Source organism: Arsenophonus sp. aPb (genome assembly GCF_029873475.1).
Taxonomy (GTDB): Bacteria; Pseudomonadota; Gammaproteobacteria; order Enterobacterales; family Enterobacteriaceae; genus Arsenophonus.
In genome coordinates this window covers 1,240,153-1,254,425 of the sequence record NZ_CP123499.1, presented here as the reverse complement: position 1 = coordinate 1,254,425, position 14,273 = coordinate 1,240,153, and the positions used below count along the sequence as shown (strand labels likewise).

Sequence of the window (14,273 nt, the reverse complement as noted above, 5' to 3'; positions counted from 1 at the left end):
GTCGATAGATTAAAAAAATTCTGTTACTGATAGATAATTTATTAAGTGATGCTAATAACTAACTGTATCTGTCTGCTAACCACACAAATTATTCGTGTTCACCCCTTTTTTTATAACTATTTGTTTGATTAATAAAATTATCATTTATGCAATTTATTAAATACTTGCTATTATGCTAATAATTGAGTAAAAATAATTTACTATCTATTAATCTATGATTTTATTAATATAATGAATGCAACAACTATTCCTATTCTTATGTACCATCACGTTAGCCCGTCTCCCGGATTAGTTACTTTATCCCCAAAAACTTTCACACAGCAGATGACATGGCTAGCTAATAGCGGCTGGAAAACCCTTTCTACAAAAGAATTAGAGCAATTTTATCAGGGTAAGCCTTTTCCACGAAAGAGTGTCATGATCACTTTTGATGATGGCTATTTAGACAATTGGATTTACGCTTTTCCTGTGTTAGAACAATTGCAGCTTAAAGCCAGTATCTTTCTCATTACCAAAGATATTGGTAATGGTCAGGTTAGAAAACTATCTAATATCGAATATTCACACCGTGAATGTGAAATAAAAATCCGTAACGGCCAAGCCGATGATGTTATGCTGCGATGGTCAGAAATTGAACACATGCAAGCTAGTGAATTAATTGAATTCCATAATCACACACATTCACATTTACGTTGGGATCAATTAAAAGCTAATGTTGAAAAACGTCATGCAGCATTAATTGCAGATATTGAACAATGCCGTAATATACTTATCAAACAACTTGGTTATTGCAGTCAGCACTTATGTTGGCCACAAGGATTTTATAATAGAGACTACGCAAAAATTGCAAAAGAACTGGGATTTAATTATCTCTATACGACAGAACGTCGTATGAATAGGGTTTGCCAACCAGAAACTTGGCGATTAGGACGAATTAGCACCAAAGAAAGAGAAGATGCACAGTGGTTAAAACGTCGTCTTTTCTATTACACTACGCCAGTTGTCTCTTCACTTTATGCTTTACATAAAGGACCTAGATATACTTAACTGGATAAACACTATTTACCTTAAGCAAATAGCCTGTGTTAGATAAAAGTATTGTTTGCCATTATTCTAAATAATTTTTATTTGCGAGTACGGCTTTCTAATTGAATAGTTAATTTTTCAATGCGCTCGGCCATTTCTTTTGTTAATTTGGTTAACTCTGTGTTTTGTTGAAGTAATACAAATAACTGCTCAGTGTTATATTCCGCAATAGCTTGCCTTTGCGCCATGGCTTCAGCTAAATCTTCTCTATGTTGAGCATCCCCTATCGCATGTGCTTGATCACGTTCAGATTGTCGAGTTTGCGCAAGCAATATTAACGGAGCCGCATAGGCTGCTTGCAGACTAAAAGTTAAATTCAGTAAAATAAACGGATAGGGATCAAATTTAGTTATCCCAGTTATATTAATGTAGATCCATGCAGCAACAACAACAGTTTGCCCAATTAAAAAACCTGGGGTGCCAAAAAAGCGTGCAAATGCTTCTGCCTTAAGAGCAAACCATTCATCACCAAATGTATGACTGAGGCCTTTTAGCGGCTGATAAAAGCGAAATTTTTTATGTTCCGACATAACTACCTACTCCCCTATGATAAAAATCATTCTAATTATTGGTTTGTAAATCGAGTTTAAAACTAAAAACAATAAAATTAACAACTACAATATAGAAAGAAAGTATAAACCAATTTTATCTCATTGCAGAAACAGTGCTAACGACTCTAATTATTTTATTAAGGTAATTTAATTTATTATCAATCTGGTATTAAAAATACTTTTTTCGTTATTTCATAAACATTAATTTAATTGTTACTCACTCAGAAATGCTATTCACAATCAACATGAAATTATCTGTCATAAAAGAAATAAAGATACCAATGTTAATTAAATAAAAAACATAAAAATTTATGTCAATAAAATAAATTTATTGACAATATAATTTCACTTCATTGTTAATTTTTGGTGACCACATGAAAATAAAATATAAATATTTAATTAATATATTAAATTGTAAAGAATGATATTAGTTATAACATAACTTTTTTTGATAAAAATTAATTCGTTTGTTAAAAAATAAAAGAATATCATTCATTTCGAATACACATAAAGTAAAAGTACTTTATTTTTTTACAAAACAATGGAGCAATTTATATGAATCAACAAAATGATATATGTCTAAATACCGCAGAATGGATCAAAGATGCTGCCTATCAAATTGGTATGCGAGTGAGATGGAATAATGCTATTTGGCAAGCAAAATGGTGGATCAAAGGCACTGAACCAGGATATCCTGAACCAGGCAGCGGTGAATTACCTTGGGAAAAAATAAAAAATTGTGATGCTGATCTATGTTATACAGCCGCACCATGGCTAAAAGAGGCAGCTTAGCAGATCGGAAGTCAAGTCAAATGGAATAAAGCTGTTTGGGAAGCAAAATGGTGGAGCAAAGGTATTGAACCAGGCTTCCCAGAGCCAGATAGTGGTGAATTCCCCTGGAGAAAAATAAAAGATTGTTAATAAACAATGGTAAAATAAATTCCAATCACCGTCTGTTTTTTTATTCTCTAAAATAGACTATTTTAATCTGATCTAACAGATGTAAAAATTATTACAAAACAGCTGTTAGATCAAAGGTAATTTATATTTTCACTATATTATATTTGCACTATTTTAATTAACTAATTGCATCATAATTAAAGAGAGTAGTTCATAAATTAATTATCAGGATTTTATTCTATAACAAAACAAATAACTTTTTTATTTGGGCAATTTTGGCCATTCGATATTAGGTGCAATTGATATGTCTATACGACTTAATAGCACGCGATAGGTTTTCCATTCCATTAATTTTTTACATTCTTCTTCGGTTGCCATATTCAAATCAATGGCATCCTGTAAGGGTGTGATAATTGCTGCTGCATTTTGCATTAATTCAATTTTTGTATTTTCTGCATCTTTGATTAATTCATTTTTAGTTTTAGGTGGAATATCAACCCAAATCGGTGCACCATTTTTATCTGCACCTAAAATTTTTCCCTCCGGCGGCGCACAAAGTGCATACTCTTTATATATATTAAAAGGAATTTTAATTGCTTCATCATCCCAAGTACCTGCACTGATATAACTCTCTTTCAAAGATTCAGATAACCAACATAACTTTGTTGCACTAAAATAATAAACATCATCCTTTTTCATCCCTACCATCCTATTGCAATCCATCTCATATCAACTAATGGAGAAGCATTACTACCATTAGTCACCTTAGTTTGGCGCATTGTAAATCCGCTATTATTAGCATCTAAAATATTAGGTGTATACAATTCTGTTAGATTTGAATTAGAATTGAAATTAGCAACTCCCATGCTGGCTAAGATATTAGGAAAAGCAATAGGAAAGAAATTTCTTGAACTATTTTTTCTAGGGACTCGTCCCCATTGAATAATTATGCCGGTGTAGGGCTCTTTCATCCAGCCATTTACCGCTTTTTTAGCGCTCCAATGAGTAGCAACTAATTTAGCATCAATCTGCTGTTTATTATAATTATCCTCTTGAACAGCAAATGTTCCTTGTTTTTCTGGCAAATAAATAATTTGATGCGTGTTATTATTGCGGATAAAAAATCTATGGTTATTTCTTGCACAAACTAAGTCATAGTCTCCTTTGTCAGTACCTAATCTGATAACCGTGTCGCTGGTAGGATGGTTAGCGTTAAATCCATAAGCAGTTATATGATCTAAAGTATTGGTCGTAGCCAATGTACTTGAATAAGTGGGAAATAATATTGAATACTTTATGGTGTTATCACTATTTCGAGCCACTACGGTATAAGCACTATTACCAGAAACATATAAAGCTAAATGCTGGACATTATTCTTCATTGACATGCCAGTATAATTATCTGTTCTCACTAAATCTAATGTAGAAAATTGCACAGCTCTGTTATCTTTAACTTTAACAAATTGGTTATCAATTTCCTTTTTTGTGTATGAGTTGACAATAGTCTGTATCCAGGCTCCAGCTTTTATCCCACCTGTCGATTCGGGTGTAGAATTTTCAACAACCTGTTTTGGTAATTTACCTGCCCAGCGGTAATATCTATTTTCTTTCTCATATTGTAATGCATGATAACGGCTTGTTATTTCAAATCCTTTTTCAAATGAATCGACTAAAATATAATCAGACATGCCTGATTCATTAAGATCAAACAAGGTCGGTTGACCATTTTGATCAAAACCAAGCTGCTTATTTTTACGGCTTTTTGCATCAGGTAAGGCAGGTATATCAATGTCATTAACCCGTATTGATCTGATTTCCATATCTTTTATAGCAGATTGCATTATCGCTAAGTTAATTGCATCATTATCATTTTTAGCTTGACTAATATTAGAAATACGATAATTCTTCGCATCAAAGTAATTTTCTAACCTACTGGGCTGCTGCAATAATAGCGACGCATTTCCTAACACTTGTTGCACTAACATCGTGAGATAATCAAATGCATTTTCATGTTGTTTGGCATGAAACTGTTTACATTTTTCAAATGCGATCTCTTGTTTTGCTGGTAAATGTCTCTCAATCAATAAATGATTTCCATTAAATAAAGGGGATGACAAGATGATTTTGCCTCCTTCATCACAATTAACCCCGGTTACTGTATAATCCTTATTTAATGTCAATTTTTGCGCATGATCACCATTGCCATCAGTCATAATGACAACTAAATGATGCTCACTAAATATTTTAAATTTATAATCAAATTCAGTTGAAGCGCAATCGCCAATATATTGGTTGGCACAAACCTCAGTAACTACCGTCATTATTGCTATCCTCCTTTTAACTAATAATGCAATAGCGATAATAAATCCTACACAGGAATAACTAAATGACCCTAAAATTATCACCGATCAATTCCTTTAGCTAACCTCAGTGCTTACGATCGTTGTTACTATCTTTGTTCAAGTCAATATAGATGATAACCACAATAAATCTTTTAAGCAATAATCAAACCCAGGTGTAATACCGTTATTAATATCTTTACGCTAAATTCATTGATGAGCTCATTATTATCATTTGCTTTTGATAGAGATCAATGAGATAGCAGTAATATATTGTTAGAAATGTTATATTTGATAGTAATATTAGAGAAAAATAGAATGTTATTAGCAGTCATTAATTTAATAAAGGATAGTAACTAGGATTGCTAAATTTTATGATTTTGTTTGGTCGCTTCAGGAAAATTTTTGCGATTATGCGTTATTTTATCAATTGCTAAAAACCTCTCTTCAGACTTGTTTAGCTGGCTAATAAATATTAGCTTTAATATGTCAATGTTCACTAGTTCTTTTACTGTAATGTTTCCCCACTCCCCACTAATGATAGAAAATTATTGACGCTTTGTTTTTCTAGTCCAATTTCTTTTATTTCTTTACCCAAAGGAGAAACCAGAACGTAGATATCATAAGAACCGCCGCCAGCTCTATATTTATGTTTATTAGCAATTATATAACCCTGATATTTACCGCTTTGAATAATATAAAATGAATTACCGTTTGTTATAAATTTTATATCATCAATAGTTACAGGTATATTATTAACCGCTTTGATTATTTTATTCCAAGTTATTTTATGTATTGCTCCCGACGTAGCCCAAGCACTGGATAAGAAATAAATATCTTTTTTTATTAAAAAGACATCGACTTGTCTGATACTTTCAATATTTTTTTTGACATCTTTATTTGGCATTTCAGCTAAAATCTTCACGATCCTATTTGGCGTTGCCAACATTAAAAATGAACCTGCCTTAGAGTTAGCAGCAAAGATAACTGTTTTATTATCTAATATACGAAAACTGTTAATATTCAATTGTTTTTGTGATGCTATGCTATCAATATAGTTTAACGTTGATAGACATAAATCATTTCCATATAGGTGAAAACCATCTTTATTCGACATGGTGCAACTCGCTGCTAATCCAATAGCAGGAAACAATAACATCAATATAAAAACATAAAACTTTTCTTTAAGCATACATCCTCTATTTACGCTTTTCCTAACTTGTTTTTACGGTAATAAATAAACTAAATTGATAAAAATAAGTGATATATAAAACATATTTGGTAAATATATTTTAATAATATAGGCTGTATAATTGATTAAACAACCGTTAAAGATATCTACTAGTCATAATTTATCAGCAATTAACAGTAACAATAATTAACTTATGTTATTAAAAGTTCCAGGCAATGCCTGCCATAAACATATCTTGATCTTTATCATTAAATGAAACAACACGATTAAAACGAAAATTAGTACTTAAACACTTAACTAATTGATAATTTATCTGCAAGCTAATGACACCGGCAAAATCATTCTTGTTCTTTGTCTCATGACTATCGTAGTTATAATAAGGACCCATACCTGCACTAAGCTCCCAGTGGGTTGATATCGGCATGACATACCAAATTTGTCCAACAACTCCTTGCCTATTAATCAGACCATTATCCCCTTCATAAAGGTAACTCACTGAATAAGCAGCAGCATCATTGATAAAATGCTTAAACTCTAGTTGCTGACCGATTTTTAATGGTAATTTTGAGCGATTAGTTTGCGAGGTTCCTAACCAATAACTTATCTGCATATCTTTAGCAAGAAATGGAGATGGCAGCTCATTTTGAAAGTTTGCCCCAAGACCAACCATGACTGAATCTGTTGTAAAAGAATTAAACATTTGCACATGATTATATTGGGCTTTTAGAAAGAATCCATCTGGAATAAGGTAATAAATAAACGCGACTGAACCGTAAATGCCAACCCGTTTATCATTATATACTTGTTTATTACGGTGAGTTGTATTCATACTAAAATAGGGGCCAACTGAAAAATCTAACTTTACTCGTTGATTGAAATCAACTACCCCAGTACCAATAACGGCAAAGCCATCGCGGTGATTATTATTGGGATGCCCTTCATTTAAATAAACCATTGAGGCGAAAAAGTTTTCTGTTATCTTTTCACCAAAGCTCACCTGATAGCTTCCCCAGTTCATTTCACCACCTTGACTAGCCCAGCCATTACCATAAGCCAAATTAACAATAAATTGCCGGGACTTTACGTCATTATTTTCATTGGCAATAGCAGAAGAAATAAAAAGAAACAGATGACTAATCAGAGTAACGAAAAAAAACCATTGCTGTTTTTTCTTTATCATTTTTCCTATCTTATACTTCAAGCTGTTAATTATTATTATAGACAAAATATACCCCCTAACATTTTTTCGCCGCACAAAGTGGCAGAATGCTAGCTTTTATATTTGCGCTGATAAGTTGCCAATTCAGGAATATCCACCATTGCTTATTTTGATTTCCACGTTACATCTCTATGGTAATAACAAATGGCGATATAAGGAATTCATTATTATTAGTAAAATTATAAAACGATGACTTAAAGTCGGTAATTTAAAATATAAAAAAACATCTAACTCTTTCTTACTTTATTAAAAAGTACAACACATAAAAATGCAAATATTTTAAGCATTATATTTTCATATATTAAACATAATTATGTAATATTTTACATATAAATAATTCTTTACTATATTTTATTACTGATAATTTACCGGTATGAAAATAGATAAACAAACAATTTAGCTGGGGTATATTATGAAAATATTATCTAAGTTTCTATTTATCACTGTACTATTCTCTTTTGTTGCTTTTAATAGTTCAGCAAAAGTTGATAATTATGTCAGAAATTATCATGGTGGTCATATCGGTCATGGTGGCGGTCATGGCGGTGGCCATAGTGGTCATGGCAGTCATGGTGAGCATACTGGTACACATGGTGAGCATAGTCATCACGAAGGTCATGGCGAACAACAGGAACATGCAGATCTTAGTAGCCCAGACCCCTCTTTTTATTCGCAATTTACTAATACTATAACCCCTTGCCATAATGCTCAACACGAAATTAATCTTTGTGATTCTGAAAATAATTATCAATAGAAGCCTCTAATTCATTGCTGCCTAAACGGCAGCAAATGCCAAATTTGGCTGAAAAATAACCATTTAGCAAAAAATTGTCGCTAAAATCTGACAACAAAATATTATTGAAAATAAAAAATGAAATTATTTTCGAATAAGGCTTTCAACCATCCACTGAGGATAAATTATGAAACGGCTAATTAAAATATTTGCTATTACATCTGTTTTAGGTATCAGTTTTCTAGCTTTTGCTAATAAAGATAATTTATCAGATGCTAATAAAGATAATTCTTCAGATGAAAAAATAGCGACAGATGAGGTGTGCGACACTCAGTTTGAATACGGACAACCGCTAGGCTCTACAACTGAAAATGGTCAAAAAATAAATATTTGTCCTAGACTTTAATATCAAATTATTATCCTTGTTATTAAATATTAACCACTCCATCATCGTCGTTACAGCAAAAAGTTTATATTGAGCATAATGAAAAAAGAATAATATCCAAATGGAATAACGATGAAAATAGTACTAATCAGCTAGTTTCATTTTTAGCTGATTAGTCTTACTTTTACCTACTGAATAAAGACTTAGGTTTAAGGATCAGATTCCGATAAAGTCATTCATCAATAATTAAATCCGATCCCTACAGTTAGATATCTAAATTTCTGCCCAAAAGTGTGATGAACCTGGAGCACCTGGCTCCCACCCCTGGTTTGCGGAACTTATCAGTTGCCAATTTTTGTTTTTCCAGCTTACTCTATCACCATAATGATATAATTTATCTGCCTGCCAAAGTGGGTAGTCAGTAGTCTTTTCAGAGGCATATGTCACGACAAAGTTATCCAATTCAAAACTTTCGGTTTCTTCAGTGAATTTGAATGTCAGAAGATCTATTTTTTCACCTTTATTCGCTTCAAGATAGATTACTGCATTACCTTGTGAAACGATAACAGGATCAGCAACTAACTTATTCTTCTTCTCGTCTTTCTTGTCCTTTTGATAAGCTGTAATTATTAACGTTGCGTCGTTGCTGTCAGACTTCATGCTCAATCCAAATCGGATACGTTCAGCCGGTATTTTTTCTAACAAAATTCGCAGACTCTGCACCGTATGCTCAACCTCACCATCTTCGCCAGGTACAGGCCTTCCCTTTTTATTAATGTACTGAACAACCATGCCATCAACAACCCCAGCCACGTCCTGCTGTGCGGTGGTAATCCAAACACTCTGCGTCATATCAAGAGCGCTAATGGTTAGAGGGCCATAAGTATAATAAAAGTTGGGTCGAATTTCATATTCTCCGAAGCTCTGAAAGTCTTCTATGACGTCACCAACTGTTCCTGATGGCCATGGCACTTCAAGGCTGGGATTATAAGGAGGAACCGGCGCACTTGACGGCCGTGGCTCAGTTGGCTCGCCAATCGTCTGACCATTGACATTCCGCCGGACTTGAGCTGATGATCGGTAGACCACTTTTCGCGCCTCAGCGATACTACCTACCGGCGCCATTTCGGGCAATGTCCGCCAAATATTATAGGATAAAGACTCTCCATAATCAGCCTGCCCGCGTGCCATGATATTCTGCTGCGGAATAATTAACGTTGCTACCTTAACCGGAATAGCCTCTTTTTCGTCCCACAGATTACGAGCGTTAGTAATAGACTGTTTGTGAGGGTTATTGCGAAGTTGAACATAGAAATCCAGTCTGGCTTCTTGCTGTATCAGCCGCTCTTGCATATCTCTACCTAAATAACCTGGAGCGTTGATATCTACTGTTCGAATAGGATCTGCAACTGACTGGACTGCCAGTTTGAACTTACAATAATCATAGTCACCAAACTTAAATGGCACGCAACTCCAGAGTGGCTCCGTTAAAACACTCTTAACAGTACGACTACCCATCTCAGCTAAAATGCGAGCCGTCTCCGGATGTGTTTTAAGCCATTCGTCTAAAGTGCCATTCAAGGCTGCTGCCTTAAACTCACACATTTCAACAGCATCTGCGGCAAAGAACACTTGCGTATTTTGCAGAATAAAATCTAGGGTCGTCGCATTAATATCCTCTTCAAGCGCTTTATGACCCGCTACATTGAACAGTTTAATACCGATACCGACCGTAGTATTTTTATCTGGAAGTGTGTGAGGTGTATCACTTGAATAACGCAGCCACGCTTTATAGCTAGCACCTGGTTTAAATATTCCTACTTGATATTGAGCTGGAAGATGATTATTTACCTGAAAAATTGCATAAGCACTACCGTGCTGTTTAATAAAGGCCGCGCGGCGTGCTGGCGTCTGTCTGTTATTAACGATGTGATCATGCTGTACTTTATCGACAAACATCTTACGGATCCCTTCTATTGCCGCTTCCATCTCTTGACATTCTGGTGTCGGAGGAGCATGCATTGCGGAAGAATCTTTCATATTATCTTTACTCATATTACTACCCGCCTCCATAACATAAGATCATAATCGTTAACTTTTTTTAAAAAATATAAATAAAGTCAACTCGTAAAATTTTTAATTCAAATCAAACAAATTTGCCGATAACAAACTATCGAAAACTTGTTATCGTCGTTCATTTTGATGTGCTATCCAGAACGGTTGTTTTGCCCATCTCGGTTCTTGCTCTCCGATACAGTAGGCAGCACGTATAGACTTAATCCGTTCACCATACTGGACAAGTAAAGAACGATCGTTATCTATCAAAGCGGCTTTAACCGCTTCAGCGCCTCGTAAACCGGTATAAATTGCGTTGTAAATTCCTTGGGAAGATAACGGGTCAAGTGACAGTGCTGCATTACCAACAGCTAACCAACGTGAACCAAAAACTTTATCCAGATAGCTACCTGTCGCATCAGTAACTTGTAACGAACTTGAGGAGATTTTTTCAGGACAACACCAGTGACCTATATGTATCGTGTCTTTCAATGCAGATATAAAATGATCCTTATCACGAAGAATTTTTATTTGATCTGGTAGGGAAAAAAATGCCAGTACTCGTTGTTCGTCAGGTAACCCAGCTGTATACCACCATCCTGTTGGAACAGCCTCAACAACACTGCGTGTATCAACAGTGTTATTACTGCACCAAGCGTAAAGCGCAAACAAAGGCGCATCTCTGTGTCTTGAAACACCAAACATACTAGCAACAACGCGTGAATTGCCACTTGCATCAATTACCCAATCCGCGTTAATACTCTGTTCACCAACTTTTGCCTGTATACCATCATTAATTTCAGCGATAGAAGATATACGCCCCTTAACCATTAAAGCACCCGCATCTTCAGCAGCATCTCTAAGATTCTGGTCGAACTGTTGTCGATCGAGATGCCATCCACAACCATATGGGTCACGAATAAAATCTGTGGCTACCAACTGTGTCCCGCCCCAACAAGATAAGTTACCCATATTTGTGATTGAAGAACTTTTCTCAACCCAAGGAAGTAGCCCTAGCCTGTCAAGCATAGGCCGGGCGGCTCCCGGCAAGCTTTCACCTATTTTTTGTTGTTCAATATTGACACTATCCACTAATACGACCTGTATTCCAGCAAGAGCCAGCAAACGAGCCGCTACAGCACCGGCTGGGCCGGCGCCTGCAATAAGGACATCACATGTCAAAGGTGTTAACGTGTACGACGAAATTTGTCCCATTTTTCTTCAGTCCATCCTGCTTGTTTTAATAAATCGGCTTGGTTATCAATTGGCTTGCCATCAACACGTCCACTAAAAGCAGAAGCTGCTTCAGGCAAAGGAGGTTGACCGGGCTTAAGTTGTTCAACAAATACGCTTTCAATACATGACGAATAATCCTCTGGGGCAGGCATACGTTGTACAATACCCAGTTCATCAAAACGGGATACAACTGCTTGCATTACGGCCTCATTGTCATGACCTTCTAACAAAAATGCCCGTAGCCAACTGTCACGCTGTTGAAACGCATTGTCGCGCTCTTCGGCACTCAGCTCACTGTCAATAAATATTTTATAATTTTTCTCACTCAAAATTTCATTCGGTACTCGTGCTGGCCAATAAGATGGCATATAAGGATGAAATTCTTTGTCATAACCTGAGCGGCAGCGAGCGGTGTCACCTTGCCATGGCATCGCCATCCAACGTGTTAAATCACCAGGGCCTTGAGCATGAAGAGGACCATCAGCCGCCAGAGCTTGCTCGGGTGTTAGTACATCACCATAATCCTGTTCCAAAACACCATCCTTACGGCGTTTGATACGTAAAAAGTCACTGTCACTATATAATGAGGTATGACGCATCGGCCAAGTCAGTTCACAACCCGGATGAAATGCATCTGCGAGGCAATAGGATAATGGCCCCTTATCCAAAATGGCCGGCTGTTCTGCAATTGGCATTTCATCTACAGGTTTGTCATAACACGGATCTGGGAAGGAAATACCATTGACATATCTATTGCACGTCATATCGGCGCTAAATTTCGCTGATACGAAATTTTCCAAATGCTTATAATTTTGTCGATCAACAGCCAGAAGATCACCTTTACCAGAAGGATATTCAGCAGCATAACCATCGCCATACAGCTGAGGCCATTTCATCTTATCTCCTCCCTCAACACTTTCATCATCTGGGGAACGGAATCGCTCATAAACGTTAAAACGTTTAGTATCATTTCCTGGTTTAGATAATTCATTAATGAGATTTGCATCTAGCTGAAATGAGCCACCTGGGCCAAATGTTTGTGCAAAGCCTAGATTAGCCCACTGCAGATTGGAGAGACGTTGTAGCAGTGGCAAGATATCCTTAGCATAAGACGTTTTTTCTTCAGGTGAGATTATGCCCGCATCCATGGCTGAATGCTTGATCATATCGTACATTGAACGAAATGGAATTAGCCCTGGGGCATAGTCTGGAGGTCCCATAATAACCCAAGCTTCGGTAACAGGAATATCTTTACCGTCGATTTTTACCTTAGCCGAAACAGGACCATCAGAAATATCATCATACCAGTCAACTGAGTTATTGAAATTTTGCTCTTTTCCGTCTTCACCAATAACTAACAGTGGAGCGCCACTCGGTGATGCTGATTTACCATGCCCACCAAGCACCAGCAAACGTCCTTTGTCATCAGTGCGTAATTCCCCAAGATTAACAGTTACTTCTTTAAATTTACCATCATCAAATTGCACACCACTACTGTTCTTACCCGTTATTGTTTTAGCTGATGGTCTAACCTCCAACTGTTTGCGTTGCTCACCGGTAATTAATGGATTTCGACGTTTAACTGGCTTAGTCTTTGGTTGATCCATGGCGGCATAAAATTCATACCAAGATGATTTTTTGTTCGCAAGTTCAACCTTCCATTCGATATCGGCCATGTCTGGCGTCAGTTCCGCAACTGCAACACCTTGCTTGTTGTAGCCGTAAATTCTAAACCGTGCAGCTTGCCGTTTAATTGCGCCAGTATTATCTCGTGTTGCTCCAAATTCTAGCGGTGCTGCATTCGCATATTCTGGACCAATATAAAATTCATTTTTACTGTTTCCTACTCGCCCTACTCCAATGCCTGGATGAATTTTCGCGTAAACTATCCTTTTATCTATGGCAAGGGAATTTGGTATTATTAAGGTTAAAGCATCGGAGATCTGAGTCTGATTAGCGCCCGCCTGCTGAACCGAATACCAAATTTTAACCGAGGTACTATTAATTTTCTTAATTTCCTCTGCAGAAATAATATACGAATAACTTTTCCCTGCTTTTTCTTTAGTAATAGGTAGTGGATAGCTTTTACCTATACTTTCCTCAGAAAAACTTGCCCAGTGTATGGTTAATAGATCATAATTTTTAAGGCTTGCAGATTCCGGAATAATTACAGTTATCTGACTGGCGCTATCGGCCAGCATGCCATTCAAAACTCCTGCGACTTCGGGTGCTGGTTTATTTCTATTTATGTTAATATCTGTATTCATAAAACTTTCCCATATTGATATTGTTATTAAGCTTGATTTTCATAGCCATAGTTAAATATCTACATTTTATTACCTTAAATAAATATTTATTAATTTTATTAAGTATTTATAAAAATTTTTGCTGGCCATTATTAGATCGTTTAGCTATAAATTTTTACCCAATAAATACTCTTATGACTTTGCTAGGCACTTTTAAATAAATCAGCGCGAATAAATAGTCATATTTATTTTATAACATTGTTTAGCTATATATTTTTATGTTATAAAACAAGATTAAAAACTGTTATTAATGCTCGAACAGCAAATATAA

12 protein-coding genes are annotated in these 14,273 nt (G+C 35.7%); 4 read left to right on the top strand and 8 right to left on the bottom strand.

The window, feature by feature from the left end; translation table 11 throughout:
• Positions 1 to 231 precede the first annotated feature (231 nt).
• The gene (locus tag QE177_RS05510) at positions 232 to 1,047 is read left to right on the top strand and encodes a polysaccharide deacetylase family protein (RefSeq protein ID WP_280551816.1); all 816 of its coding nucleotides are present in this window, start codon (positions 232 to 234) and stop codon (positions 1,045 to 1,047) included.
• Between the two features lie 77 nt (positions 1,048 to 1,124).
• Here QE177_RS05510 and QE177_RS05505 read toward each other — a convergent pair whose 3' ends face one another.
• Entirely contained in the window at positions 1,125 to 1,616 is a 492-nt protein-coding gene (locus QE177_RS05505; RefSeq protein WP_280551815.1) for a DUF1003 domain-containing protein, read from the bottom strand.
• A 576-nt stretch (positions 1,617 to 2,192) separates the two neighbouring features.
• On the opposite strand from QE177_RS05505, the gene QE177_RS05500 reads away from it, so the two are divergent.
• Complete coding sequence (locus QE177_RS05500; RefSeq protein WP_280551813.1) at positions 2,193 to 2,429, top strand: hypothetical protein; 237 nt, start codon at positions 2,193 to 2,195, stop codon at positions 2,427 to 2,429.
• Between the two features lie 369 nt (positions 2,430 to 2,798).
• On the opposite strand, the gene QE177_RS05495 is transcribed toward QE177_RS05500, so the two are convergent.
• The 4 genes from QE177_RS05495 to QE177_RS05480 all read right to left on the bottom strand — a co-directional run bounded on the left by QE177_RS05495 (position 2,799) and on the right by QE177_RS05480 (position 7,248).
• A complete protein-coding gene (locus QE177_RS05495) occupies positions 2,799 to 3,236 on the bottom strand; it encodes a tail fiber assembly protein (protein WP_280551812.1) in 438 nt (145 codons plus the stop codon).
• Between the two features lie 2 nt (positions 3,237 to 3,238).
• The gene (locus tag QE177_RS05490) at positions 3,239 to 4,858 is read right to left on the bottom strand and encodes a hypothetical protein (protein ID WP_280551810.1); all 1,620 of its coding nucleotides are present in this window, start codon (positions 4,856 to 4,858) and stop codon (positions 3,239 to 3,241) included.
• Positions 4,859 to 5,384: 526 nt separating this feature from the next.
• Positions 5,385 to 6,068, bottom strand: coding sequence for a hypothetical protein (locus QE177_RS05485; protein WP_280551808.1), 684 nt, complete (start codon positions 6,066 to 6,068; stop codon positions 5,385 to 5,387).
• A 199-nt stretch (positions 6,069 to 6,267) separates the two neighbouring features.
• On the bottom strand, positions 6,268 to 7,248 hold the full coding sequence (locus tag QE177_RS05480) for a hypothetical protein (RefSeq protein WP_280551807.1): 981 nt from the start codon (positions 7,246 to 7,248) through the stop codon (positions 6,268 to 6,270).
• Positions 7,249 to 7,699: 451 nt separating this feature from the next.
• Here QE177_RS05480 and QE177_RS05475 point away from each other — a divergent pair, with 451 nt between their 5' ends.
• Together QE177_RS05475 and QE177_RS05470 are read left to right on the top strand one after the other, a co-directional pair.
• On the top strand, positions 7,700 to 8,041 hold the full coding sequence (locus tag QE177_RS05475) for a hypothetical protein (RefSeq protein ID WP_280551805.1): 342 nt from the start codon (positions 7,700 to 7,702) through the stop codon (positions 8,039 to 8,041).
• A 166-nt stretch (positions 8,042 to 8,207) separates the two neighbouring features.
• Complete coding sequence (locus tag QE177_RS05470) at positions 8,208 to 8,426, top strand: hypothetical protein (RefSeq protein ID WP_280551803.1); 219 nt, start codon at positions 8,208 to 8,210, stop codon at positions 8,424 to 8,426.
• Between the two features lie 252 nt (positions 8,427 to 8,678).
• Here the strand turns inward: QE177_RS05470 and QE177_RS05465 are convergent, their stop codons facing one another.
• The 3 genes from QE177_RS05465 to QE177_RS05455 form a co-directional block, all read right to left on the bottom strand.
• The gene (locus QE177_RS05465) at positions 8,679 to 10,445 is read right to left on the bottom strand and encodes a hypothetical protein (RefSeq protein ID WP_280551802.1); all 1,767 of its coding nucleotides are present in this window, start codon (positions 10,443 to 10,445) and stop codon (positions 8,679 to 8,681) included.
• A 144-nt stretch (positions 10,446 to 10,589) separates the two neighbouring features.
• Complete coding sequence (locus QE177_RS05460) at positions 10,590 to 11,675, bottom strand: tryptophan 7-halogenase (protein ID WP_280551800.1); 1,086 nt, start codon at positions 11,673 to 11,675, stop codon at positions 10,590 to 10,592.
• Complete coding sequence (locus QE177_RS05455; protein WP_280551798.1) at positions 11,648 to 13,963, bottom strand: LodA/GoxA family CTQ-dependent oxidase; 2,316 nt, start codon at positions 13,961 to 13,963, stop codon at positions 11,648 to 11,650. The genes QE177_RS05460 and QE177_RS05455 overlap by 28 nt, the downstream gene beginning before the upstream one ends.
• Positions 13,964 to 14,273: the final 310 nt, after the last annotated feature.